Here is a 24,980-nt window from a genome sequence, read left to right on the forward strand (position 1 = left end):
CAACACCATGGACATCGCCGCCGCCATGGATCGCGCCGTCGAGGCGTCGTATGCGGCCATGGGGGTCAGTTCACCCAACCCGCCCGTCGGCGCGGTGATCCTGGCGGCCGACGGCACCCTCGCCGGTGTCGGTGCCACCCAACCCCCGGGCGGTCCGCACGCCGAGGTGATGGCGCTGCGCGATGCCGGGGATGCTGCCCGCGGCGGTACCGCGGTCGTGACTCTCGAACCCTGCAACCACACCGGCCGGACGGGCCCGTGCTCGCAGGCACTGATCGAGGCCGGGATCGCCGACGTCCACTACGCCGTCGGTGACCCGAATCCCGTTGCCGCCGGCGGTGCCGACACTCTGCGTGCCGCGGGCGTGAGGGTGACCGGGGGAGTCGGCGCAGCCGACGTCGAGAACGGTCCACTGCGTCCCTGGCTCACCCGGCAGCGTCTCGGCCGCCCCATGGTCACCGCGAAGATCGCCGCGGGCATCGACGGGCGCATCGCCGCGCCGGACGGCACCAGCCAATGGATCACCGGTCCCGCCGCCCGCGACCACGCCCACCGGCAGCGCGCACGCATCGACGCGATCGTCATCGGTACCGGCACCGCCCTCGCCGACAATCCGACACTCACCGCCCGCGCCCCGGACGGCTTGCTCTATGCCCACCAGCCGGCCCGCGTGATCCTCGGTCATCGCGATCTCCCCGTCGACGCCAACCTCCGGGATGACACCGGCGGCCGGCTGGTTCGGATCGAATCCCACGACCCCGCCGCCGTCCTGGCCGCGTTACCCGACGCGCTGTGGATTCTCGTCGAGGGCGGTCCGCACATCCTCGGCGCCTTCTTCGACGCCGGACTGGTCGACGAGGTCCACGCCTATGTCGCCCCGATGGTCCTCGGTGCGGGTCGCAGCTCCGTCGAGATCCCGGGCGTCACCACCCTCGACGACGCCCACCGGTTCCACACCACCTCGCTGATGCCGCTGGGGGATGACGTCCTGATCACAATGACGCGTCCGCTGACACCGACTCGGGAACGGTGAGCAGGCGCCATGGACACGAGCCTTTTCGTTCAGCGGAATCGCAACGCGACGCACCTCACGTGCCGTGCTAGCGTCGATGTCACCAGTTCTCGGGGCGGGGTGAGACTCCCCACCGGCGGTGATGAGGGTGCGGTGGATCCGCATCGTCCAGCCCGCGAGCGCCTGCCACCAGGCAGGGACAGCAGATTCGGTGCGAATCCGAAGCCGACGGTCATAGTCCGGATGCGAGAGAACAGGCGACACAATGCCGCCCTGTCTGCTCCGAGCGAGCAGGAGGAGTGCGTGTTCACCGGAATCGTGGAAGAACTCGGCGTCATCGCCGACCGCGAGGATCTCACCGACGCCGCCCGGTTCACCGTGCGCGGACCCGTTGTCACCGCTGACGCCGGCCACGGCGACTCCATCGCCGTCAACGGCGTGTGTCTGACCGTGGTCGATCTCCGTCCCGGCGAGTTCACCGTCGACGTCATGGGCGAGACGCTGCGCCGCAGCTCACTGTCCGACCTCGCCGCGGGCAGCACCGTCAACCTCGAACGCGCGATGCCCGCGAGCGGCCGCTTCGGCGGGCACATCGTGCAGGGCCACGTCGACGGCACCGGCACGATCGCCGCCGTCTCCCCGTCGGAGAACTGGACGATCGTACGGGTCGCGGTGCCCGGCACACTCACCCGTTACCTCGTGGAGAAGGGTTCGATCACCGTCGACGGTGTGTCCCTGACGGTCTCCGCGGTCGGCGGGTCCGGCGATGACTCCTGGTTCGAGATCTCCCTGATCCCGACCACCCTCAACGAGACCAACCTCGGTGCCGCACAACCGGGCACGGTGGTCAATCTCGAGGTCGACGTCATCGCGAAGTACGTGGAGCGCCTTCACCTCGGATCGGGCGACAGTGGTACGCCTGATGGGGTGGGGGCGAAATGAGCACAACGAGTGAGGTCCTGATGAGTGAGTCGCCGCGCAACGGTGAAGACGGAACTGCTGCTGACGCCGGAGGAGTCAAACTCGACACGATCGAGCGCGCCATCGCCGACATCGCGGCGGGCAAGGCCGTCGTCGTGGTCGACGACGAGGATCGTGAGAACGAGGGCGACCTCATCTTCGCGGCCGAGATGGCCACTCCCGAGCTCGTGGCCTTCATGGTCCGCTACACCTCGGGCTACCTGTGTGTCCCGCTCGACGGCGACTCCTGCGACCGCCTCGGGCTGCCCCCGATGTACTCGATGAACCAGGACAAGCACGGCACGGCCTACACCGTGACCGTCGACGCCCGCGACGGCATCGGCACCGGCATCAGCGCCTCCGACCGCGCCACCACCATGCGGCTGCTGGCCGACCCGGACGCCACCGCCGCCGACTTCACCCGGCCCGGTCACGTGGTTCCGTTGCGGGCCAAGGAGGGCGGCGTGCTGCGTCGTCCCGGCCACACCGAGGCCGCCGTCGACCTGGCCCGCCTGGCCAACCTGTCGCCCGCGGGCGTGATCTGCGAGATCGTGAGCCAGAAGGACGTCGGCTCGATGGCGCAGACCGACGAGCTGCGCGTGTTCGCCGACGAACACGACCTCGCCATGATCTCGATCGCCGACCTCATCGCCTGGCGGCGTCGTCACGAGAAGCACGTCGTGCGTGTCGCCGACGCCCGGATCCCCACGCGCCACGGCGATTTCCGTGCCGTCGGGTACTCCAGCGTCTACGACGAGGTCGAGCACGTGGCGCTGGTCAAGGGCGACATCACCGGCGCCGACGGCGAAGGCCACGACGTCCTCGTGCGGGTGCACTCGGAATGCCTCACCGGTGACGTCTTCGGCTCGCTGCGATGTGACTGCGGCCCGCAGCTCGACGCGGCGATGGAGATGGTCGCCGACGAAGGCCGGGGCATCGTCCTGTACATGCGCGGTCACGAGGGTCGTGGCATCGGCCTGCTGCACAAGCTGCAGGCCTACCAGCTTCAGGACGCCGGCTCCGACACCGTCGACGCCAACCTCGAGCTGGGTCTGCCCGCCGATTCGCGCGACTACGGGCTCGGCGCCCAGATCCTCGTCGACCTCGGTGTGTCCTCGATGCGTCTGCTGACCAACAACCCGGCCAAACGCGTCGGGCTCGACGGGTACGGCCTGCACATCGTCGACCGCGTCCCGATGCCGGTGCGCGCCAACTCCGAGAATCTGCGCTACCTCCGCACCAAGCGGGACCGCATGGGCCACGACCTGGTCGGCCTCGACGATCACCTCACCACCGGCGACGGCGCATCCGAAGGAGCACCTGCATGAGCGGCCACGGAGAGCCGACCCTCGAACTCGCCGACGCAGGCAAGCTGCGGCTGGCGATCGTGTCATCGCAATGGCACGAGACCATCTGCGGCGCACTGCTCGACGGCGCGCTTCGGGCGGCGCGGGAGAACGGTGTCACCGAGCCGACCATCGTGCAGGTGGCCGGTGCGATCGAACTGCCCGTCATCGTCCAGGCGCTGGCGCGCACCCACGACGCAGTGGTTGCGCTCGGCGTCGTGATCAAGGGCGAGACACCGCATTTCGAGTACGTCTGCGACGCGGTGACCGCAGGCCTCACGCGGGTGTCGCTCGACGAGTCGACCCCGGTCGGCAACGGCGTCCTCACCGTGATCACCGAGGAACAGGCGATCGCGCGTGCCGGTCTGCCGGGTTCGTCGGAGGACAAGGGCGCCCAGGCCACCGTCGCCGCATTGGCGTCGGCCCTGACGTTGCGTGCCCTCCAGCGCGGTGAAGCGCTGCCTGCGGCGGTCGGGGGAGCGCCGGCGTGAGTTCTGCCGCCAAGCCGTCACGCGACGAATGGGATCTGGTCCACCGTCCGCGCAACCTGCCGCGGTGGGCCATCGCGGCGGCCGTCGTCGTGCTGGCGATCCACATCGTCTTCGGGCTGTTGCTCACCATCGACGACGTCGGGGTGCGCAACCTCGGCGGCTCCGACCAGGTCGCGATCATCCTCATCGGTGTGCTCGTGTCCGGCGCCATCCTGCTGCTGACCCGTCCCCGGCTTCGCGTCGGCGCACAGGGCGTGGAGGTGCGGAACCTCGCGACGACGCGGCTCTTCGAGTGGGACCGTGTTCTCGGTCTCACCTATCCGGAGAAGGGTTTCGGCGCCTGGCTGCTGTTTCCCGCCGACGAACACATCACCGTCCTGGCCATTCAGGCCGGTGACGGTCAGCGCGCGATCGACGCGATGAGCAGGTTCCGCGAGATCGAGGAACGCTACCGCGGGACTGTCCGGCCCGGCCACTAGCCTGGAACACGTGCCCGACCCGACAACGTACCGTCCTGCGCCCGGAACCATCCCGACCGATCCCGGGGTGTACAAGTTCCGCGACGAGCACGGTCGCGTCATCTACGTCGGCAAGGCCAAGAACCTTCGGTCGCGTCTGACGTCGTACTTCGCCGACATCACCTCGCTGCACCCGCGCACCCGGCAGATGGTGACGACGGCAGCATCGGTCGAGTGGACCGTCGTCGGTACCGAGGTCGAGGCGCTACAGCTCGAATACAACTGGATCAAGGAGTTCGACCCGCGCTTCAACGTGCGGTATCGCGACGACAAGACCTACCCGATGCTCGCGGTCACGCTCAACGAGGAGTATCCCCGGTTGTTCGTCTACCGAGGTCCTCGCCGACGCGGCGTGCGCTACTTCGGTCCCTACGCGCACGCCTGGGCCATCCGGGAGACCGTCGACCTGCTCACCCGGGTGTTCCCGGCGCGAACCTGTTCGGCGGGCGTCTTCAAACGACACCGGCAGATCGACCGGCCCTGCCTGCTCGGCTACATCGACAAATGCGCCGCCCCCTGCGTGGGCCGGGTCGACGCCGAGGAGCACCGCGAGATCGTCGAGGACTTCTGCGACTTCCTGGCCGGCCGCACCGACCTCATGATCCGCCGGATGGAACGCGACATGGCCGCGGCCGCGGAGGATCTCGACTTCGAACGGGCCGCCCGCCTACGCGACGACATCGGCGCGATGCGCCGGGCCATGGAGAAGCAGGCCGTGGTCCTCGGCGACGGCACCACCGCCGACGTCGTCGCGCTCGCCGGCGACCAGCTCGAGGTGTCCGTCCAGGTCTTCCACGTGCGGGACGGCCGGGTCCGCGGTCAGCGGGGCTGGGTGGTCGAACGCAGCGACAACGGCACCGACGGCGACGTCGTGGGCGAGTTCATCACCCAGTTCTACGGTGCGCAGGTCGATTTCGACGCCGCGGTCGACGTCGGTTCCGGCCGTGCCCACGGCGAGTCGATCCCGCGTGAGGTCCTGGTGCCGGAATTGCCCTCCGAAGCCGAGGAACTCGAGGAATGGCTGACCGGGCTGCGGGGGAGCCGGGTCACGCTGCGGGTGCCGCAGCGCGGCGACAAGAAGGCGTTGTTCGACACCGTCGCCCGCAACGCAGGCGAAGCGCTCGCCCAGCACAAACTGCGTCGCGCAGGTGATCTCACGACCCGGTCGGCAGCGCTCACCGAACTGCAGGAATCGCTGATGCTCGACCAGGCACCCCTGCGCATCGAGTGTGTCGACATCTCGCACGTTCAGGGCACCGACGTGGTGGCCTCGCTGGTCGTGTTCGAGGACGGGTTGCCCCGCAAGTCCGATTACCGTCACTATTCGATCCGCCACGCGGCCGGCGACGGGCACTCCGACGACGTGGCCTCGATCGCCGAGGTCACCCGGCGTCGCTTCCTGCGCCACCGTTCCGACCGCGAGGCCCCACCACCGGTGTCCGGGCAGATCGGCGCCGACGCCGACACCCCGGCTCAGCCCCGGAAATTCGCCTATCCGCCCAACCTCTTCGTCGTCGACGGCGGGGCGCCGCAGGTTCATGCGGCAGCCGCGGTCCTCGACGAACTCGGGGTCACCGACGTCTCGGTGATCGGCCTCGCCAAACGCCTCGAGGAGGTCTGGGTGCCCGGTGACGACGACCCGATGATCCTCCCGCGCAACAGCCAGGCCCTGTTCCTGCTGCAACGCGTGCGCGACGAGGCGCACCGCTTCGCGATCACCTTCCACCGCAGCAAGCGCAGCAAACGGATGACCGAGTCGGTGCTCGACGGCGTCCCGGGCCTCGGCAAGACCCGACGCACCTCCCTGGTCACCCACTTCGGTTCGGTCGCCCGGCTCCGTGAGGCATCCTTGGAGGAGATCTCGGCGGTGCCGGGTATCGGGCTGACCACCGCCCGCGCCGTCCGTACCGCACTCGGCAGTGACACGGCGCCGGCCATCGACGAGGTCCCGGCCATCGATGACGTGACGGCGACCGAAGACGTGACGGCGGTGACTGGCGAGACGGCGATGACGGACGAGACGGCGATGACGGACGAGACGGAGATGACGGTGATGACCGGTGACAGCGGACGAGGTGTCGATGACTGACCAGACGGGGACCGAGCACATGGAGATCGCCGACCGGCCGGGTGCCGAACTCACCGTGCTGTTCGTGACCGGGATGTCCGGCGCCGGACGGTCCACCGCGGCCAACGTGCTCGAGGACGACGGCTGGTACGTCGCGGACAACGTGCCGCCGTCGCTGATCTCGACGATGGTCGGGATGATCCGGGAGAGCGACCCGTCCATCACCCGGCTCGCGATGGTGCTGCGCGCCTCGAACGCGAACCTCGCACATGAACTCGAGCAATTGCGGAACAGCCTCGAACGTTCGGGGATCCGCACGCGGCTGCTGTATCTCGATGCCAGCGATCAGGTGCTGGTGCGCCGTTTCGAGCAGGTCCGTCGCCGACACCCCCTGCAGGGCAAGGAAACCCTCATCGAGGGGATCGCGCGCGAACGTGCGATTCTCGCGCCGATCAAGAACGTCGCGGACCTCGTCGTGGAGACGTCGGAGTTGACCGCGGCCAAACTGCGCGCGGTGGTCGAGGGGGTGGCGCCGGGAGACACCGAGCCGCGGCTGAGCATCGTCGTGCAGTCGTTCGGGTTCAAATACGGGCTGCCGATCGATTCCGACCTCGTCGCCGACGTTCGCTTCCTCCCCAACCCGCACTGGATCGACGAACTGCGCGACCACACCGGCCAGGAGGCGCCGGTGCGCGATTACGTCCTGGGTGAGCCCGAAGCCGGTGACTTCCTCGACCTGTACACCGGCGTGGTGTCCATCGTCGGCCGGGGGTATCTGCGAGAGGGTAAGCGCTACATGACGATCAGCGTCGGGTGCACCGGTGGCAAACACCGCAGCGTGGCCATCGCAGAAGAACTGTCGGCGCGGCTGAGCAAGGCCGTCGACGATGCGGGCCTGGCGTCGTACGACGTTCGCGTCATGCATCGCGACCTGGGTCGCGAATGACTCCCGTGGCACCCGCGACGGCCGGCTCGGCCGGGACGCCACGTGACCCGAAGATCGTCGCTCTCGGCGGCGGTCACGGGCTCTACGCGACGCTGACGGCGATGCGCTATCTCAGCGCGGACATCACCGCGGTGGTCACCGTCGCCGACGACGGTGGCTCCTCGGGCCGCCTCCGCGCCGAACTGGGCCTCATCCCGCCCGGCGACCTGAGGATGGCCCTCGCGGCACTGATGTGTGCGCCCAAGGCACTCGAGGATTTCCAGGTCGCCGGTGACCCCGCAACCCGACGTCGCCACGAACTGTGGGCCGAGGTCCTCCAGCACCGCTTCGGCGGGCGCGGCGCGCTGGCCGGTCATCCCATCGGCAACCTGCTGCTGGCCGGGCTCACCGAGGTCCTCGGCGACACCGTCGGTGCGCTGGGTGAGCTGCGCGAGATGTTCGGCATCGAGGGGCAGGTCCTGCCCATGTCGACGGTCCCGCTCGACATCGAGGCCGATGTCTCCGGTCTCGAGGCCGACCCGCGCATCAGTCGCGAGATCCGCGGACAGGTCGCGGTGGCGACCACCCCCGGCAAGGTGCGTCGTGTACGGCTGTCGCCCCACGATCCGCCCGCCTGCGAAACCGCCCTGGAGGCAATCGAATCCGCCGACCTGGTGATGTTGGGGCCGGGCTCCTGGTTCTCCAGCGTGATTCCGCACGTGCTCGTGCCCGAGCAGCTGAAGGCGTTGCAGCGCAGTGCCGCCCGAAAGATCCTCGTGGTCAACCTCGCACCGGAACCGGGGGAGACGCCGGGATTCTCCGTCGAGCGCCACCTGCACGTCCTGCATGCGCACGCCGACACATTCCGCGTCGACCACGTCCTCGTGGATGCGTCGTCGGTGCCCGCCGGTCGCGAACGTGATCACCTCGTCCGCGCGGCCGGGTTGTTCGGCGCGCAGCTCGATGTCGGTGATGTCGCGGTGCCCGGGCGGCAGGTCCATGACCCGGCAAAAGTCGCCGCCGTCGTGAACGAACTGTGCGAGGGTGAATTGACCCGTTACTCTGGCCGAGCGGACGCCTGAGGCATGTCGGCGCTCTCGCGGTGCGATGACACGCGTGCCGGCCGTGGATACAAGGGACGTGTGGTCTGTTGACAGGAGGACAGGGACCGGTGGCGATGACGGCGGCGGTGAAGGACGAGCTCAGTCGCCTGTCGGTGACCCAGGTGAGTTGCCGGAGAGCCGAGGTCTCGGCGTTACTGCGGTTCGCCGGCGGTCTGCACATCGTGGCCGGCCGCGTGGTGGTCGAGGCCGAGGTCGACATGGGAAATGTGGCGCGGCGTCTGCGCCGCGAGATCCACGACCTCTACGGATACGCCTCCGACGTCCACGTGCTGCGCGGCGGCGGTCTGCGCAAGTCCGCGCGCTACATCGTCCGCATCACCAAGGACGGCGAGGGTCTGGCCCGCCAGACAGGACTGCTCGATCTCCGCGGTCGCCCGGTGCGGGGTCTGCCCGCCCAGGTCGTCGGCGGCAGCGTCGCCGACGCCGAGGCCGCTTGGCGCGGTGCGTTTCTCGCGCACGGCTCGCTCACCGAACCCGGCCGTTCCTCGGCGCTCGAGGTCAGCTGCCCCGGACCGGAGGCGGCTCTCGCACTCGTCGGGGCGGCCCGCAGGCTCGGCGTCACGGCCAAGGCCCGCGAGGTGCGCGGCGCCGACCGCGTGGTCATCCGCGACGGCGAGGCGATCGGTGCGCTGCTGACGCGCATGGGAGCTCAGGAGACCAGGCTCGTGTGGGAGGAACGCCGCATGCGCCGCGAGGTGCGTGCGACCGCCAACCGCCTGGCCAACTTCGACGACGCGAACCTCCGGCGTTCCGCCCGAGCCGCGGTGGCCGCGGCGGCCCGCGTCGAACGGGCCCTGGACATCCTCGGCGACGAGGTGCCCGACCATCTGATCGCCGCCGGACAGCTGCGGATCACGCATCGGCAGGCCTCGCTGGAGGAACTCGGCCAGCTCGCCGACCCGCCGATGACCAAGGACGCGGTCGCCGGCCGCATCCGGCGCCTGCTGTCGATGGCCGACAAGAAGGCCCGCCAGGACGGCATTCCGGACACCGAGTCCGCGGTGACCTCCGAGCTTCTCGACGACGCCTGAGCCGTCATCGTCGGTCCTGACCCGGACCTGCGGGTGTGCCTTGCGCGCGCTCGCCCACTAGGCTGGTGACGGCGTGGGCGGACCACGATCACGAGTGTGTGTGACGGACCGCTCACGGCGCGGCCACCAGGGCTTGACCCACAGGCCTGACCATGAATACCGCTAAGGAGCACAACTGTGACTGTTCGGGTAGGCGTCAACGGATTCGGCCGGATCGGCCGCAACTTCTTCCGTGCCGTCGAAGCGCAAAAAGCTTTGGGCACCACTGACATCGAGATCGTCGCGGTAAACGATCTCACCGACAACGCGACTCTCGCGCACCTGCTGAAGTTCGACTCGATCCTGGGTCGCCTCTCCGACGACGTCAGCCTCGAGGGTGACGACACCATCGTCGTCGGCGACAAGAAGATCAAGGCGCTCGAGGTCAAGGAAGGTCCGTCCGCGATCCCGTGGGGCGACCTGGGCGTCGACGTCGTCGTCGAGTCGACCGGCATCTTCACCGCACGCGCCAAGGCTCAGGGTCACCTGGACGCCGGCGCCAAGAAGGTCATCATCTCCGCTCCGGCGTCGGATGAGGACATCACCATCGTCATGGGCGTCAACGACGACCAGTACGACGGCAGTCAGAACATCATCTCCAACGCATCGTGCACCACCAACTGCCTCGGCCCGCTGGCCAAGGTCCTCAACGACGAGTTCGGCATCGTCAAGGGCCTCATGACCACGATCCACGCCTACACGCAGGACCAGAACCTGCAGGACGGCCCGCACAAGGACCTGCGCCGCGCCCGCGGTGCCGCGATCAACATCGTGCCGACCTCGACCGGTGCCGCCAAGGCCATCGGCCTGGTCCTCCCGGAGCTGAAGGGCAAGCTCGACGGCTACGCGCTGCGCGTGCCCATCCCCACCGGTTCGGTCACCGACCTCACCGCGCAGCTGTCGAAGTCGGCCACCGCCGACGAGATCAACGCCGCGCTGAAGGCTGCTGCCGACGGACCGCTCAAGGGCATCCTGAAGTACTACGACGCCCCGATCGTCTCCTCCGACATCGTCACCGACCCGCACAGCTCGCTGTTCGACTCCGGCCTGACCAAGGTCATCGACGATCAGGCCAAGGTCGTGTCCTGGTACGACAACGAGTGGGGCTACTCCAACCGCCTCGTCGACCTCATCGGTCTCGTCTCCAAGTCGCTCTAGTCCACCCACGTCGTTCCACCTGAAAGGGAGTCAACGCCACATGGGTGTTCCCACTCTGAAAGACCTTCTCGAAGAAGGCGTTTCGGGCAGGGGAGTGCTGGTCCGGTCGGATTTCAACGTCCCGCTCGACGGGTCGACGATCACCGATCCGGGTCGGATTCTCGCCTCACTGCCCACGCTCAACGCACTGATCGACGCCGGTGCCAAGGTGATCATCACCGCGCATCTCGGTCGTCCGAAGGGCGAGCCGGATCCGAAGTTCTCGCTCGCGCCCGTCGCGGCGCGGCTCGGTGAGGAACTCGGTCGCAACGTGCAGCTCGCCGGCGACGTGGTCGGGACCGACGCGCTCGCCCGCGCCGAAGGTCTCACCGACGGCGACGTTCTGCTCCTGGAGAACATCCGCTTCGATCCGCGGGAGACCTCCAAGGAGTCCTCCGAGCGTGAGGCCCTGGCCAAGGCACTCGTCGAGCTCGTCGGCGACGACGGCGCCTTCGTGTCGGACGGGTTCGGAGTGGTGCACCGCAAGCAGGCGTCGGTCTACGACGTCGCCAAGCTGCTCCCGCACTACGCGGGCGAGCTGGTGGCGGCCGAGGTCGAGGTCCTGTCGAAGCTCACCGATGAGGTCGAGCGTCCCTACGCCGTCGTCCTCGGCGGCTCGAAGGTCTCCGACAAGCTCGGGGTCATCGAGGCGTTGGCTCCCAAGGTCGACACGCTGGTCATCGGCGGCGGCATGGCATTCACCTTCCTTGCCGCACAGGGACATCCGGTCGGTACCTCGCTGTTGCAAGAGGACCAGATCGACGTCTGCAAGAGTCTGCTGGAGCGTTTCGGCGACGTCATCCACCTGCCCGTCGACGTGGTGGTGGCCGACAAGTTCGCCGCCGACGCGCAGGCGGACACGGTGGCAGCGGACGCGATTCCGGACGGGTGGATGGGCCTCGACATCGGACCGGAGTCGGTGAAGCGCTTCGCCGCGGTCCTGGCCGGCGCCAAGACCATCTTCTGGAACGGCCCGTCGGGTGTGTTCGAGTTCGAGAAGTTCTCGGCGGGTACCCGCGGCGTGGCCGAGGCCATCGCCGGTGCCACCGCCAACGGCGCGTTCAGTGTCGTCGGCGGCGGTGACTCGGCGGCCGCGGTGCGGACCCTGGGTTTGCCCGACAGCGATTTCTCGCACATCTCCACCGGTGGCGGAGCGTCCCTGGAGTACCTCGAGGGCAAAGAACTGCCCGGACTGACAGTCTTGGAGAACTGAGCTGATGGCGAGTCGCAAGCCCCTCATCGCGGGCAACTGGAAGATGAACCTGAACCACCTCGAGGCCATCGCGCTGGTTCAGAAGATCGCGTTCGCGCTGCCCGCGAAGTATTTCGAGAAGGTCGACGTGACGGTGATCCCGCCGTTCACCGACATCCGGAGCGTGCAGACCGTCATCGACGGCGACAAGCTCCTGCTCACCTACGGTGCGCAGGACCTGTCGGCGCACGACTCGGGTGCCTACACCGGCGAGATCAGCGGTGCGTTCCTGGCGAAGCTCGGCTGCACCTTCGTGGTGGTCGGGCACTCCGAGCGGCGCACCATGCACGCCGAGACCGACGAGCTCGTGCTGGCCAAGACCAAGGCCGCGCTCAAGTACGAGCTCACCCCGATCGTCTGCATCGGTGAAGGTCTCGACGTCCGTGAGGCGGGCGAACACGTGTCGTACAACGTCGCGCAGCTCAAGGGTTCGCTCGCGGGTCTGTCGGCGGCCGACATCGCCAAGACCGTCATCGCCTACGAGCCCGTCTGGGCCATCGGAACCGGCCGCGTGGCCAGCGCCGATGACGCCCAGGAGGTGTGCAAGGCGATCCGTGAGACGCTCGCCGAGATCGCCGACGCGGAGACCGCGGCGTCGGTCCGGATCCTCTACGGCGGATCGGTGAACGCCAAGAACGTCGGCGAGATCGTGGGACGTCCCGACGTCGACGGCGCCCTGGTCGGCGGTGCGTCGCTGAAGTCCGACGAGTTCGCGACGCTGTCGGCGATCGCCGCGGGTGGCCCCTTGCCCTGACGGGCCGCACCCCACGCGTACACTGTGGCAGGTTGGCTTTCGTCCGGTTCGATCCGGACCGTTACCTCGAGTGACGGAGCCGACCTGCCACAGCTGTTTTTCCAGTGTTTTACGGAAGGGCGTTCGGACTCGTGACTGTGCAAGGTGCACTCGACATCGGATTGATCGTGACCAGCGTGCTGCTGATCGTGCTCGTCCTGCTGCACCGCGGCAAGGGTGGCGGTCTGTCGTCGCTGTTCGGCGGCGGTGTCCAGTCCAGCCTGTCGGGCTCGAGCGTGGTCGAGCGCAACCTCGACCGGCTCACCGTCTTCGTCGGCCTCATCTGGGTCATCTTCATCGTCGGCGTGGGCGTCGACATCAAACTCTCCTGACCGCCATGCGGTTGTGACCCTGCCGGGCTGATCGCGTTCCGAGATGCCCCACCCCGGGAATGCCGGGATACTCGGGGAATGAGTGAATCCGTCCCCTCACGGGGAGCCCCCGCATGGCGTCCGTCCATCTCGATCGTCGATCACATCGTCGTCGACGACGAGGGCCGAGCACTCACCGAGCCGTTACGCGAGGACATCCGTCTGCTCGGCGGCATCCTCGGCGAGGTGGTCCGGGAACACTCCGGCAAAGACGTCTTCGACCTGATCGAGTCGGCACGCGTGGCCGCATTCGGCGTGCGCCGCAACGAGGTCGACCGCGACGAGCTCGCCGAGAAGTTCGTCGACCTCGACGTGACCACCGCGTTGCCGGTGATCCGCGCCTTCAGTCACTTCGCGCTCCTGGCCAATCTGGCCGAGGACATCCACCGCGAACGCCGCCGTGCCATCCACGTGCGCGCCGGCGACCCGCCCCAGAACAGCAGCCTTGCGGCGACCTACGCCAAGCTCGAGGCGGCCGGACTCGGCGACGACGAGGTGGGCAAGGCACTCGCCGACGCCGCCGTGGTTCCGGTCATCACCGCCCACCCCACCGAGACGCGACGCCGAACCGTCTTCGAGGCGCAGCACCGCATCACCGAACTCATGCGCTTCCGCGGTCGCACCGAACTGACCCCGGACGAGGATGCCGAGGTCACCGAGTCGATCCGCCGACAGGTCCTCACCCTCTGGCAGACCGCGCTGATCCGCCTCGAGCGTCTCACCATCTCCGACGAGATCCGTTCCGGGTTGCGGTATTACGACGCGTCGTTCTTCGAGGTCGTCCCGGCCATCAACACCTCGGTGCGCGCCGCGCTGCGGTCCACCTATCCCAAGGCGGGCCTGGCCGACGAGCCGATGATCCGGATGGGTTCCTGGATCGGCGGCGACCGGGACGGGAATCCGTTCGTGAACTCCGAGATCGTCACCCTGGCGACCACACTGGCCGCGCAGACCGCGGTCGACTACCACCTCGGCGAACTCGAGAAGCTCGGCCGGGAGCTCAGTATGTCGGCGCGGCTGATCAGCGCGACCGAGGGACTGTTCGAGCTCGCCGGTGCCGCCGCCGACGACCCCGCCGCCGACGAACCGTTCCGGTTGGCCCTGCGGCACATCCGATCGCGCCTCGTGGCGACCGCCACCGGCATGTTCGGCAAGGACTTCCTCTCGTCGGGTGATCTCTTCCTGCTCGACGGCAAGGAGGCGTACTCGGGCGCCGACGAGCTCCTCGCCGACCTCGACGTCATCGATGCCGCCCTGCGCGCCAACAACGACGACACCATCGCCGACGACCGGCTGCTCGCGCTTCGAGAAGCGGTCCGCACCTTCGGCTTCCATCTGTCCGGTCTGGACATGCGACAGAACTCCGACACCCATGAGGAGGTCGTCGGCGAGCTGCTCGCGTGGGCCGGGGTCCACCCCGACTACGCCTCCCTCGATGAGGCGGAGCGGGTGGAGATCCTGTCCGCGGAACTGCAGGCCCGTCGTCCGCTGACCAGCCTCGACGCCGACCTGAGCGAACTGGCGGCCAAGGAACTCGGCATCGTGCGGGCCGGGGCGCGGGCGGTCGCCACCTTCGGCCCCGAAGCGGTGCCGAACTACATCATCAGCATGTGCACCTCGGTCAGTGACATGCTCGAGGCCCTCATCCTGCTCAAGGAGGCGGGTCTCTACGACCCGGGCGTCGTCGGCGAGAACCAGCCCCGCTGCACGGTTCGGGTGGTCCCGTTGTTCGAGACGATCGAGGACCTGCAACAGGGCGCGGAGACCATGCTCGCCGTTCTCGGGGTGCCGTTCTACCGCGCACTCGTGGAGTTCCAGAACGGGATGCAGGAGATCATGCTCGGCTACTCCGACTCCAACAAGGACGGCGGCTACATGGCCGCCAACTGGGCGCTGTACCGGGCCGAACTCGACCTCGTCGAGGCCGCCGCGCGTTCGGGGATCCGCCTGCGCCTGTTCCACGGTCGGGGCGGCACCGTCGGACGCGGCGGCGGGCCGAGCTACGAAGCGATCCTGGCGCAGCCGCCGGGTGCGGTGCAGGGGTCCCTGCGCATCACCGAGCAGGGCGAGATCATCGCGGCCAAGTACGCCGAACCGGTTGCCGCACGGCGGAACCTCGAGACGTTGCTCGCCGCCACCATCGAGTCGTCGCTGCTCGACGTCGAAGGGCTCGGCAACGATTCGGAGCCCGCCTACGAGATCATGGACGACATCGCGGCCAGGGCGCGCGCCGCATACAGCCGACTCGTCCACGAGACACCAGGATTCGTCGAGTACTTCACCACGTCGACGCCGCTGTCGGAGATCGGTGCGCTCAACATCGGCAGCCGGCCGGCGTCGCGCAAGCAGACCGAGAAGATCTCCGATCTCCGGGCCATCCCGTGGGTCCTGTCGTGGACGCAGTCCCGCGTCATGCTGCCCGGCTGGTACGGCACGGGGTCGGCCTTCGAGGAGTGGATCGGCGACGATCAGGAACGCCTCGAGACCCTGCAGCGGTACTACGCCGAGTGGCCGTTCTTCCGGACCGTCATGTCCAACATGGCCCAGGTGCTGGCGAAGTCGGACATGGGCCTGGCGCACCGCTACGCACAGCTCGTGCCCGACGAACAACTGCGCGACACGGTGTTCGGGATGATCGTCGACGAGCACGAACGCACCATCGAGATGTGCGCGAAGATCACCGGCACCGAGGATCTGCTCCACGACAACGCCGCACTGAAACGCTCTGTGTACAACCGGTTCCCGTACCTCGAGCCGCTGAACCTGCTGCAGGTGGAGCTGCTACGTCGGTTCCGGTCGGGGGAGGACACCCCGCTGATCCGTCGCGGCATCCAGCTCACGATGAACGGTCTCGCGACGGCGCTGCGCAACAGCGGTTAGGCGAGGTGGTTCAACTGATCTGTGCGGCGGCGTCCTCGTCGAGGAACCAGATGGTCTCCTCGGTGCCGTGGGCGCCGGCGCACGGCCAGTCGGCCGGGTCGGCTCCGGCGTGGGCGGCGGCGACGGCCTCGGCCTTGTCGGCTCCGGCCACCAGGAACCACACCTCGCGGGAGCGGTTGATCACCGGCAGGGTCAGCGTGATCCGGCGCGGCGGCGGCTTGGGTGAGTTCTCGACGGCAACAACGGATTTGACAGTCTCGGCGGTGGCGTCGGTGTGGGGGAACAGCGAGTTGATGTGTCCCTCGCCGCCCATGCCGAGCAGGTGGAGGTCGAACTCGGGGGCGATGCCGTCGGTGGACCGTCCGGTGAGCACGGCGGCGTAATCGGCTGCGGCCGCCTCGATGTCGTCCCCGAGAGGCCCGTCGGACGGGGCCATCGGGAACACCCGGGACGGGTCGACGGGCACCTTGTCGAGCAGCGCCTCCCGTGCCTGTCCGGAGTTGCGTTCGGGGTCGTCGGCGGGGACGAAACGGTCATCGCCCCAATAGATGTCGACCTTCGACCAGTCGATGGTGCCGCTGTCGGCGGCGAGTGCCGACAGAAGCCCGATGCCGTTGCTGCCCCCGGTCAGCACCACGCTGGCGACACCGCGTTCGGCCTGGGCGCGGGTGACGAGGTCGACGAAACGGGCGGCGGCGGTGTCGACGAGCTCCTGCTTGGAGTCGAAGACCAGTGTCTCGGTGGTCATCGGATGCCTGCTCCTTCACTGTCGTCTGCGAACTCGACGTCGGGGACGCCTCGGAGGGCGTGCGCGTAGATCTCGTCGGTGTCGAGGCGGCGGAGTTCCTCGGCGATGCACATCGGCAGATCCCGGTGCCCCATGGCGATCCGGCCGTCGGGTTTGCCCGGCATGGACAGGATCGCGTTGTTCTCCTCGTCCACCGCGAGGATCGTGGGACCTTCCTCCCGATGCAGCCGGATCTCGAAACTCCCGCGCCGGCGCCGGGTCGGCACACCGAGCGCCGAACGCAGCCACCCGGCGAGAAGATCCACCGCCGGCGAGTCCTGTGCGCCGGTCACCTCCACCTCGATGATGCGGCTGTGCGGCGGACGGTCGACCGCGGAGGCGAGGATCGCTCGCCAGTGCGTGACCCGCGTCCACGCGATGTCGGTGTCACCGGGGGAGTAGGAGGTCAGCCGGCGCGCCAGCACCGTGCCGGGATCGGCGGCCTTGGTGGCGTCGAGGATTCGCCGGTGCCCCAGCTTGCCGAGCGGGTCGTCGGCCGGACGCTCGGGTCCCTCGCCGGGCCACCAGGTGACCACCGGGGTGTCGGGGAGCAGGAACGGGGTGACCACGCTGGCGGGCCGGTCGGCCATCTCGCCCTGCAATGACAACACCACCACCTCCGACGCGCCCGCGTCGCCGCCGACGCGGATCTGTGCGTCGAGGCGCGAATCAGCCTCGCGCACACCGCGGTAGACGACGATGACGCGACTGGGATGCTCACGGCTCGCGCCGATCGCGGCCTCGATCGCGCCCTCCATCGGTTCGCCTTGCTCCACGCAGACCACCAGCGTGAGCACACGACCGAGACTGAGTGCGCCACCGGCTGCCCGGACCTCGATGATCTTCTTGGCGACGCGTCCGGTCGAGGAGTCGGGAAGTTCGACGATCATCGCGGGGCCTCCTGGACGGGCGGGTCGGTGGAATCGAGAAAGGGGGAGGTCACGGTCGGCGCCAGGTCCGGCCCGCGCGCGCCATCATCTCCTCGGCGGAGCGCGGACCCCACGTACCCGATTCGTAGGTGTCCGGGGAACCCTCGGCAGCCCAGTGGTCGAGGACCGGATCGAGGATCCGCCACGACAACTCGACCTCCTCGTTCACCGGGAACAGCGAGGGCACCCCCAACAGGACGTCGAGGATCAGCCGCTCGTAGGCCTCCGGCGACGCCTCGGTGAAGGCGGTGCCGTAGCTGAAGTCCATGTTGACGTCGCGGACCTCCATGCTCGACCCGGGGACCTTGGAGCCGAAACGCAGCGTGATGCCCTCATCCGGCTGCACGCGGATGACCAGGGCGTTCTGGCTGAGTTCCTCCGTCATCGTCTGGTCGAACGGCAGGTGCGGGGCGCGTTTGAACACGAGCGCGATCTCGGTCACGCGCCTGCCCAGACGCTTGCCGGTGCGCAGGTAGAACGGGACACCCGCCCAGCGGCGGGAGTCGACCTCGAGGGCGATCGCGGCGAAGGTCTCGGTCTTGGAGTCCTTGGCGAACCCCTCCTCGTCCTTGAGGCCGGGAACCTTCTCGCTTCCCTGCCAGCCCGGACCGTACTGCCCGCGCGCGGTGTTCTCCTCGATCGGCAGCACGTTCCGGGTCGCGGCCAGGACCTTGATCTTCTCGGCCTGCAACTGCTTGGGCTCGAACGAGATCGGCTCCTCCATCGCCACCAGCGCCATCAGCTGGAGGAGGTGGTTCTGGATGACGTCACGGGCCGCACCGATGCCGTCGTAGTAACCGGCCCGTCCACCGAGGCCGATGTCCTCGGCCATGGTGATCTGGACGTGGTCGACGTAGTGCGAACTCCACAGCGGATCGAACAGCTGATTGGCGAACCGCAGCGCCAGGATGTTCTGGACCGTCTCCTTGCCAAGGTAGTGGTCGATGCGGAACACCGACGACTCCGGGAACACGCTGTTGACGATCGAGTTCAGCTCGCGGGCCGAGGCCAGATCGTGGCCGAAAGGCTTCTCGATGACGACCCGGCGCCAGCTGTCACCGGTCGGTGCCGCGAGCCCGCTGCGTTCGAGCTGCTCACACACCGTGGGGAACGCCTTGGGCGGAATCGACAGGTAGAACGCATGATTGCCGTCCGTGCCGCGTTGGACGTCGAGCGCGCCCAGGGTGTCGCGCAGCGTGTCGAACGCGGCGTCGTCGTCGAAGTTGCCCTGGACGAAGCGGAAGCCCTCGGCGAGACGCTCCCACACCTCCTCGCGGAATCCGGTGCGAGCGTGCTCGCGCACGGCGTCGTGCACGATCGCAGCGAAGTCCTCGTCGGTCCAGTCGCGGCGCGCGAACCCGACGAGCGCGAAGGAGGGTGGCAGGAGGCCGCGGTTGGCGAGGTCGTAGACCGCAGGCATCAACTTCTTGCGTGCCAGGTCCCCGGTGACCCCGAAGATGACCAGGCTGCACGGGCCGGCGATGCGGGGCAGCCGTTTGTCCTGGGGATCACGAAGCGCATTGGTCCACGAACCCGGACCGGTCGAATCCTCGCCTACGGCCACGTGTGTCAGCCCTTGATCGCCGCGGACAGCTGCTCGGCGGTCGCGTTGATCAGGTCGTTCCACGCGTCCTCGAACTTGCTGACACCCTCGTCCTCGAGCACCTTGAAGACGTCGACGGTGTCGACGCCCACGGCGGAGATCTTGTCGAAGATCTCCTGGGACTCCGCGGCCAGTCCGACGATCGACTCGGTGTTGACCCAGCCGTGGTCGGCGAAGGCGTCCATCGTCTTGCCCGGCATGGTGTTGACCGTGTTCGGGGCGACGAGCTCGCTGACATACAGCGTGTCCGGGTAATCGGGGTTCTTCACGCCGGTCGAGGCCCACAGCGCGCGCTGGGGACGCGCGCCCTTGGCGAGCAGCTCGGGGAAGCGCGACTCCACCTCGAAGACCTGCTGGTACGCCGAGTAGGCGAGACGTGCGTTGGCCAGCGCGGCCTTGCCCTTGAGCTCGGTGGCCTCGGGGGTGCCGATGGCGTCGAGCCGCTTGTCGATCTCGGTGTCCACGCGTGAGACGAAGAACGAGGCGACCGAGTGGATGCGGGACAGGTCGTGTCCGGCTTCGGCGGCGGCGTCAAGGCCGTCGAGGTAGGCCTCGATGACCTTCTCGTAGCGCTCCACCGAGAAGATCAGCGTCACGTTCACGCTGATGCCCTCGGCGATCACCTTCGTGATCGCCGGCAGACCCGCCTCGGTGGCCGGGATCTTGATGAGCACGTTCGGCCGGTCGACGATCTTCCACAGCTCGACCGCCTGGGCCAGGGTGGCGTCGGCATCGTGGGCCACGCGGGGGTCGACCTCGATCGACACCCGGCCGTCGACGCCGCCGGTCGCCTCGAAGGTCGGCGCCAGGACGTCACAGGCATTGCGGACGTCGTCGGTGGTCACTGTCCGGATGGTGGTGTCCACGTCGGCGCCGCGCGCCGCCAGCTCGGTGACCTGGCCGTCGTATGCGGTGCCCTTGGACAGCGCGGCCTGGAAGATCGACGGGTTGGTGGTCACCCCGACGACCGACTTGGTGGCGATGAGATCTGCCAGCTCACCCGAACTGATCAGGTCCCGGGACAGGTCGTCCAGCCACACCGAGACACCGGCGGCGGACAGTTCGGCGAGCTTCTCGTTCTGGGTCACGATTCTCTCCTCTTGGTGATGGCTTGTCAGGCCGTGTTGTCTGCGGCTTGTCAGGCCGTGTTGTCGGCGGCTTGTTCAGCCGGCGACGACGCGCTCGGCCGCGGCGGTGACGGCTTCGGCGGTGATCCCGAACTTCGTGTAGAGCACCTTGTAATCCGCCGACGCACCGAAGTGCTCGATGGAGACGATCTCGCCGCCGGCGCCGACGATGCGGTACCACGGCATGGCGATCCCGGCTTCGACGGCCACGCGCGGCACCGACGGCGGGAGCACGTGATCGCGGTAGCCCTTCGGCTGCTCGTCGAACCACTCGACACATGGCATGGACACGACGCGGGCCTTGATGCCCTTGTCCGCCAACGCCTTCTGGGCATCGACGGCGAGGTACACCTCGGAGCCGGTGCCGATCAGCACGACCTGCGGGTCGCCCTCGGAATCGTTGAGGATGTAACCGCCGTTGGCGACGCCCTGCGCCGAGGTGCCCTCGAGGATCGGGACGTTCTGCCGGGTGAGCGCGAGACCGGCCGGATGGTTGCGGCGGGTCAGCAGGTGCTGCCAGGCGAACGCGGTCTCGTTGGCATCGGCGGGCCGGATGACGTCGAGGTTCGGGATGGCGCGCAGCGCGGCGAGGTGCTCGATCGGCTGGTGCGTGGGTCCGTCCTCGCCCAGTCCGATCGAGTCGTGGGTCCAGACGTAGATCGGGTCGATCTCCATCAGCGCGGCGAGTCGCACCGCGGGACGCATGTAGTCGGCGAACTGCAGGAACGTGCCACCGTAGGCGCGGGTGGGACCGTGTAGGGCGATACCCGACAGGATCGAGCCCATCGCGTGTTCGCGGACACCGAAGTGCAGCGTGCGGCCGTACGGGTTGGCCGACCACTTCTTGGTGCTGATCGACTCCGGACCGAACGACGGCTCACCGTCCATCGTGGTGTTGTTGGAGCCGGCGAGGTCGGCCGAACCGCCCCACAGCTCGGGCAGGACCGGGGCGAGCGCGGAGAGCACCTTGCCCGACGCGGCGCGGGTCGCGACGTCCTTGTCGCCGACGTTCCAGCTCGGCAGCGCGTCGGTCCACCCCTCGGGCAGCTCGTGGGCGTTGAGCCGGTCGAACAGCGCCTTGGCGTCGGGGTTCTTCTCGGCCCACGCGTCGAAAGAAGCGGTCCAGTCCTTGCGGAGCTGCGCGCCACGGTCGATGAGTTTGCGGGTGTGGCCGATGACCTCGTCGGTGACCTCGAAGTTCTTCTCCGGGTCGAACCCGAGGACCTTCTTCGTGGCGGCGACCTCGTCTTCGCCGAGTGCGGCGCCGTGGGCCATGCCGGTGTTCATCATGTTCGGTGCCGGGTAGCCGATGATCGTGCGCAGGCAGATGATGGACGGCTTGTCGATGACCTGCTGAGCGGCGGAGACCGCGGCCTCGATCGCGACGATGTCCTCGCCGCCCTCGACGGTCTGGACATGCCAGCCGTACGCCTCGTAGCGCTTGGCGACATCCTCGGACAGGGCGATGTCGGTGTCGTCCTCGATCGAGATCTGGTTCTGGTCGTAGAACACGATCAGGTTGCCCAGCTGCTGGGTGCCGGCCAGTGAACTGGCCTCGGAGGTGACTCCCTCTTCGATGTCACCGTCGGAGGCGATCACGTAGATGTAGTGATCGAACGGGCTCTTGCCGGGTGCGGCGTCGGCGTCGAACAGCCCGCGCTCGCGGCGGGCGGCCATCGCCATGCCGACCGAGGACGCGAGACCCTGGCCGAGCGGGCCGGTGGTGATCTCCACGCCCCGGGTGTGGCGGAACTCGGGGTGGCCGGGGGTCAGCGAGTCCCAGCTGCGCAGCGCCTCGATGTCGGAGAGCTCGAGGCCGAACCCGCCGAGGTACAGCTGGATGTAGAGCGTCAGGCTCGAGTGTCCGCACGACAGCACGAAACGATCGCGACCGGCCCAGTCGGTGTCGGTGGGGTCGTGGCGCATGACCCGCTGGAAAAGCGTGTAGGCGAGAGGCGCGAGGCTCATCGCGGTACCGGGATGTCCGCTACCGCACTTCTGCACGGCGTCGGCGGCGAGGATCCGGGCCGTGTCGACCGCCCGGGTGTCGGTGTCGGTCCAGTCGTCAGGATGGCGGGGGGTGGTCAAAGCGCGGATCTCGTCTGTGTCGGCCACGATGGTGATGGTCTCCTGTGCCTGTTCGGTGCGATGGATGAACTTCGTGAAGAGTGTGGACGCCGGCGGCCCGTCGAGTGTGCGGGGTTTCCGACGCGTCGACGGGTACCGGGAAACTCCACGAGTGTCAGCGCGTACCAGTCCAGAGTAATCGGCATGGACGCCGTGCTGTGCGCCGACCGAAGGTTACCGGCGAGTTCACGCATCGGTGCCGGTCACAGGGTGCCGGTCGACGGGGGCTCTAAGCACCGCCACGCCTCGATTCACGGTTCGCAAAGGCAAACGTCTACCATGCTCTGTAGTAGCCCGCGGCGTCTGTGCGGGCGGACGAGGAGTGTTCGTGAGGATAGGGGAGCGTGTGAGCGGGGACAGTTCCGCCGCATCTCACTCGACCGACACCGCATCGCATCCGCAGGATTCGACGGATTCCGTCGCGCCGGCCGATCTCTCGTGGGCCGGACGAGTGCGTGCGTCAGTGCTCGCCTACATCGCACTGACCAAGCCGCGCGTCATCGAGCTGCTCCTGGTGGCGACGATCCCGGTGATGCTGCAGGCCGACCGAGGTCACGTCGACCTCGCCGTCATCGCGTTCACCCTGATCGGTGGATGGCTCGGTGCCGGCAGCGCCAACACCCTCAACATGGTCGCCGATGCCGACATCGACAAGAAGATGAAGCGGACCGCGCGTCGTCCGTTGGCCAGACGTGCGGTCTCGACACGCAGCGCCCTGATCTTCGGCCTCCTGCTGTGGGTGGCGTCGTTCGCCGTGTTGTATGTCGCGGCCAACCTGCTCTCCGCACTGCTGGTGTCCGCCACGATCCTGTTCTACGTCGGCGTGTACACGCTGATCCTCAAGCGCCGCACCTGGCAGAACGTGGTGTGGGGCGGCGCGGCCGGATGCATGCCCACCCTGGTGGGCTGGGCCGCCGTCACCGGTTCGCTGAGCTGGCAGCCGATCGTCCTGTTCGCGGTCATCTTCTTCTGGACGCCGCCGCACACCTGGGCGCTGGCGATGCGCTACAAGGAGGACTACAAGGCTGCGGGCGTGCCGATGCTCCCGGTCATCGCGACCGAGGAACGCGTCACCCGTCAGATGCTCATCTACACCTGGCTGACGGTCGTGAGTTCGCTGCTGCTGATCCCGGCCACGAGCTGGATCTACACGGTCATCGCGGTCGCCGCCGGCGCCTGGTTCGTCGAGCGCGTGCACAAGCTGTACCGCGACACCAAGCGTGGTGCCGAGGTGGCGCCGCTCAAGGTGTTCCTCCAGTCCAACGAGTACCTGGCCATCGTCTTCTGCGGTCTCGCCATCGACGCGGTCGTCGGGCTGCAGACCATCTCGTCGTACTTCTGACCATCTCGTCGTACTTCTCTGATCAGTCGGTCGGCAGCAACACGGTCGTGCCCGTGGTGGCGCGGGCCTCGAGGTCGGTGTGAGCGGCGGCGGCATCGGCGAGCCGGTAGCGCTGCCCGACGCGCACGTCGACGGACCCGTCCAGAATCGCCTCGAAGTACTCGCCTGCGCGCCACCTGAGTTCCTCGGTTGTGGCGGTGAAGTGGGCCAGCGTCGGTCGCGTCACCGACAGTGATCCCGCGGGGTTGAGCCGCTGGAGATCGAACGGCGGCACCGGACCGCTCGCCGCGCCGAACAGCACGACGATCCCGCGCACCGCGGTGGCGGCGAGCGACTGCTCGAACGTGTCCGCGCCGACGCCGTCGTAGACGACCGGCACGCCATGACCGCCGGTGAGATCCCGCACCCGGGCCGCGAGATCGTCGCCGTAGCGGAGAACGTGGTCCGCGCCCGCCTCCCGTGACAGGGCTTCTTTCTCGTCCGACGAGACCGTCGTGATGACCGTGACGCCGCGCATCTTCGCGAGTTGGGTCAGGATCAGTCCGACGCCGCCGCCCCCGGCGTGGACGAGGACCGTGTCCCCGGCCGTCGGGTGGGCGCTGCCGTCGAGAAGGTAGTGCGCGGTCAGGCCCCGCAGCAGCGACGACCCGGCCACCTCGTCGTCGACGCCGTCGGGAACCGGGACCGCCTTTGCCGCAGGCACCGCGACCTTCTCGGCGTAGGACCCCGGTGCGGCACACCACGCGACCCGCTGGCCCTCCTGCAGGGTGGTCACGTCCGGGCCGCGCGAGACGACGACGCCCGTGCCCTCGGTGCCCGGGATGTAGGGCGGTGTCGAGGGATACAGGCCACGACGCAGGTAGGTGTCGATGAAGTTCACGCCCACCGCGGTGGTCGCCACGATGACCTCGTCGGCTGCGGGGATGGGGTCGTCGACGTTGCCGAACGCCAGGACGTCCGGTCCGCCGTGTCGGGTCACCTGAATCGCTCGCATCTCACCGTTCTACACGCGGACGGCACCCCACGACGACGGCGTGCCCGTCTGCCGGAACGCGCAG

Annotated in this window: 21 protein-coding genes and 1 riboswitch; of the genes, 15 read left to right on the top strand and 6 right to left on the bottom strand. The window is 68.3% G+C overall.

From position 1 onward, the window contains the following. Nucleotides 1–7: 7 nt before the first annotated feature. From ribD to ppc, 14 genes are all read left to right on the top strand, one after another. Entirely contained in the window at nucleotides 8–1,033 is a 1,026-nt protein-coding gene (ribD, locus tag H1R19_RS11370; protein WP_188329232.1) for a bifunctional diaminohydroxyphosphoribosylaminopyrimidine deaminase/5-amino-6-(5-phosphoribosylamino)uracil reductase RibD, read from the top strand. Nucleotides 1,034–1,114: 81 nt separating this feature from the next. Next, nucleotides 1,115–1,271, top strand: a riboswitch (FMN riboswitch). 44 nt (nucleotides 1,272–1,315) lie between these two features. Next, entirely contained in the window at nucleotides 1,316–1,954 is a 639-nt protein-coding gene (locus H1R19_RS11375) for a riboflavin synthase (protein ID WP_188329233.1), read from the top strand. Nucleotides 1,955–1,974: 20 nt separating this feature from the next. Continuing rightward, complete coding sequence (locus H1R19_RS11380) at nucleotides 1,975–3,300, top strand: bifunctional 3,4-dihydroxy-2-butanone-4-phosphate synthase/GTP cyclohydrolase II (RefSeq protein WP_223205083.1); 1,326 nt, start codon at nucleotides 1,975–1,977, stop codon at nucleotides 3,298–3,300. Further along, nucleotides 3,297–3,809, top strand: a complete 513-nt coding sequence (ribH, locus tag H1R19_RS11385; protein WP_188329234.1) for a 6,7-dimethyl-8-ribityllumazine synthase — start codon at nucleotides 3,297–3,299, stop codon at nucleotides 3,807–3,809. Before H1R19_RS11380 ends, ribH begins: the two co-directional genes overlap by 4 nt. After that, a complete protein-coding gene (locus tag H1R19_RS11390) occupies nucleotides 3,806–4,288 on the top strand; it encodes a PH domain-containing protein (RefSeq protein ID WP_188329235.1) in 483 nt (160 codons plus the stop codon). Before ribH ends, H1R19_RS11390 begins: the two co-directional genes overlap by 4 nt. 10 nt (nucleotides 4,289–4,298) lie before the next feature. Then, a complete protein-coding gene (uvrC, locus tag H1R19_RS11395; RefSeq protein WP_219851462.1) occupies nucleotides 4,299–6,416 on the top strand; it encodes an excinuclease ABC subunit UvrC in 2,118 nt (705 codons plus the stop codon). Then, nucleotides 6,409–7,341, top strand: a complete 933-nt coding sequence (rapZ, locus tag H1R19_RS11400; protein WP_219851463.1) for an RNase adapter RapZ — start codon at nucleotides 6,409–6,411, stop codon at nucleotides 7,339–7,341. The genes uvrC and rapZ overlap by 8 nt, the downstream gene beginning before the upstream one ends. Further along, the gene (locus tag H1R19_RS11405) at nucleotides 7,338–8,402 is read left to right on the top strand and encodes a gluconeogenesis factor YvcK family protein (protein ID WP_188329238.1); all 1,065 of its coding nucleotides are present in this window, start codon (nucleotides 7,338–7,340) and stop codon (nucleotides 8,400–8,402) included. The genes rapZ and H1R19_RS11405 overlap by 4 nt, the downstream gene beginning before the upstream one ends. Nucleotides 8,403–8,497: 95 nt before the next feature. Further along, nucleotides 8,498–9,475 (top strand): DNA-binding protein WhiA, encoded by a 978-nt coding sequence (gene whiA / locus H1R19_RS11410; protein ID WP_188329239.1) that lies wholly within the window; start codon nucleotides 8,498–8,500, stop codon nucleotides 9,473–9,475. A 177-nt stretch (nucleotides 9,476–9,652) separates the two neighbouring features. Next, nucleotides 9,653–10,672: a type I glyceraldehyde-3-phosphate dehydrogenase gene (gene gap / locus H1R19_RS11415; protein ID WP_219851464.1), complete on the top strand. Its 1,020-nt coding sequence runs from the start codon at nucleotides 9,653–9,655 to the stop codon at nucleotides 10,670–10,672. 40 nt (nucleotides 10,673–10,712) lie between these two features. Beyond that, entirely contained in the window at nucleotides 10,713–11,924 is a 1,212-nt protein-coding gene (locus tag H1R19_RS11420) for a phosphoglycerate kinase (protein WP_219851465.1), read from the top strand. A gap of 4 nt (nucleotides 11,925–11,928) precedes the next feature. Further along, the gene (gene tpiA, locus H1R19_RS11425; protein ID WP_188329242.1) at nucleotides 11,929–12,717 is read left to right on the top strand and encodes a triose-phosphate isomerase; all 789 of its coding nucleotides are present in this window, start codon (nucleotides 11,929–11,931) and stop codon (nucleotides 12,715–12,717) included. Nucleotides 12,718–12,854: 137 nt separating this feature from the next. Continuing rightward, nucleotides 12,855–13,088, top strand: a complete 234-nt coding sequence (gene secG, locus H1R19_RS11430; RefSeq protein WP_188329338.1) for a preprotein translocase subunit SecG — start codon at nucleotides 12,855–12,857, stop codon at nucleotides 13,086–13,088. Between the two features lie 78 nt (nucleotides 13,089–13,166). Next, nucleotides 13,167–16,007: a phosphoenolpyruvate carboxylase gene (ppc, locus tag H1R19_RS11435; protein WP_219851466.1), complete on the top strand. Its 2,841-nt coding sequence runs from the start codon at nucleotides 13,167–13,169 to the stop codon at nucleotides 16,005–16,007. 10 nt (nucleotides 16,008–16,017) lie between these two features. On the opposite strand, the gene pgl is transcribed toward ppc, so the two are convergent. The 5 genes from pgl to tkt all read right to left on the bottom strand — a co-directional run bounded on the left by pgl (nucleotide 16,018) and on the right by tkt (nucleotide 22,568). After that, entirely contained in the window at nucleotides 16,018–16,755 is a 738-nt protein-coding gene (pgl, locus tag H1R19_RS11440) for a 6-phosphogluconolactonase (RefSeq protein ID WP_188329244.1), read from the bottom strand. Further along, a complete protein-coding gene (locus tag H1R19_RS11445; protein ID WP_219851467.1) occupies nucleotides 16,752–17,684 on the bottom strand; it encodes a glucose-6-phosphate dehydrogenase assembly protein OpcA in 933 nt (310 codons plus the stop codon). The genes pgl and H1R19_RS11445 overlap by 4 nt, the downstream gene beginning before the upstream one ends. A gap of 49 nt (nucleotides 17,685–17,733) precedes the next feature. Beyond that, nucleotides 17,734–19,287 carry a glucose-6-phosphate dehydrogenase gene (gene zwf / locus H1R19_RS11450; protein WP_188329246.1) on the bottom strand — a complete coding sequence of 518 codons (1,554 nt, stop codon included), beginning with the start codon at nucleotides 19,285–19,287 and terminating at the stop codon, nucleotides 17,734–17,736. A 5-nt stretch (nucleotides 19,288–19,292) separates the two neighbouring features. After that, nucleotides 19,293–20,414, bottom strand: coding sequence for a transaldolase (tal, locus tag H1R19_RS11455; RefSeq protein ID WP_188329247.1), 1,122 nt, complete (start codon nucleotides 20,412–20,414; stop codon nucleotides 19,293–19,295). A 75-nt stretch (nucleotides 20,415–20,489) separates the two neighbouring features. After that, nucleotides 20,490–22,568 (bottom strand): transketolase, encoded by a 2,079-nt coding sequence (gene tkt / locus H1R19_RS11460; RefSeq protein ID WP_219851468.1) that lies wholly within the window; start codon nucleotides 22,566–22,568, stop codon nucleotides 20,490–20,492. Between the two features lie 358 nt (nucleotides 22,569–22,926). Here tkt and H1R19_RS11465 point away from each other — a divergent pair, with 358 nt between their 5' ends. Further along, nucleotides 22,927–23,922 (top strand): heme o synthase, encoded by a 996-nt coding sequence (locus H1R19_RS11465; RefSeq protein ID WP_188329249.1) that lies wholly within the window; start codon nucleotides 22,927–22,929, stop codon nucleotides 23,920–23,922. A 22-nt stretch (nucleotides 23,923–23,944) separates the two neighbouring features. On the opposite strand, the gene H1R19_RS11470 is transcribed toward H1R19_RS11465, so the two are convergent. Next, nucleotides 23,945–24,916, bottom strand: a complete 972-nt coding sequence (locus H1R19_RS11470; RefSeq protein ID WP_219851469.1) for a quinone oxidoreductase family protein — start codon at nucleotides 24,914–24,916, stop codon at nucleotides 23,945–23,947. Between the last annotated feature and the right edge of the window lie 64 nt (nucleotides 24,917–24,980).

The sequence above is a fragment of the Gordonia jinghuaiqii genome (genome assembly GCF_014041935.1).
Classification (GTDB): Bacteria; Actinomycetota; Actinomycetes; order Mycobacteriales; family Mycobacteriaceae; genus Gordonia; species Gordonia jinghuaiqii.

Coding starts and splice junctions, on each gene's coding strand:
- ribD (WP_188329232.1), top strand. CDS start 8: ATGGACATCGCCGCCGCCATGGATCGCGCCGTCGAGGCGTCGTATGCG.
- H1R19_RS11380 (WP_223205083.1), top strand. CDS start 1,975: ATGAGTGAGTCGCCGCGCAACGGTGAAGACGGAACTGCTGCTGACGCC.
- ribH (WP_188329234.1), top strand. CDS start 3,297: ATGAGCGGCCACGGAGAGCCGACCCTCGAACTCGCCGACGCAGGCAAG.
- rapZ (WP_219851463.1), top strand. CDS start 6,409: ATGACTGACCAGACGGGGACCGAGCACATGGAGATCGCCGACCGGCCG.
- H1R19_RS11405 (WP_188329238.1), top strand. CDS start 7,338: ATGACTCCCGTGGCACCCGCGACGGCCGGCTCGGCCGGGACGCCACGT.
- whiA (WP_188329239.1), top strand. CDS start 8,498: ATGACGGCGGCGGTGAAGGACGAGCTCAGTCGCCTGTCGGTGACCCAG.
- H1R19_RS11420 (WP_219851465.1), top strand. CDS start 10,713: ATGGGTGTTCCCACTCTGAAAGACCTTCTCGAAGAAGGCGTTTCGGGC.
- tpiA (WP_188329242.1), top strand. CDS start 11,929: ATGGCGAGTCGCAAGCCCCTCATCGCGGGCAACTGGAAGATGAACCTG.
- ppc (WP_219851466.1), top strand. CDS start 13,167: ATGAGTGAATCCGTCCCCTCACGGGGAGCCCCCGCATGGCGTCCGTCC.
- pgl (WP_188329244.1), bottom strand. CDS start 16,755: ATGACCACCGAGACACTGGTCTTCGACTCCAAGCAGGAGCTCGTCGAC.
- H1R19_RS11445 (WP_219851467.1), bottom strand. CDS start 17,684: ATGATCGTCGAACTTCCCGACTCCTCGACCGGACGCGTCGCCAAGAAG.
- H1R19_RS11470 (WP_219851469.1), bottom strand. CDS start 24,916: ATGCGAGCGATTCAGGTGACCCGACACGGCGGACCGGACGTCCTGGCG.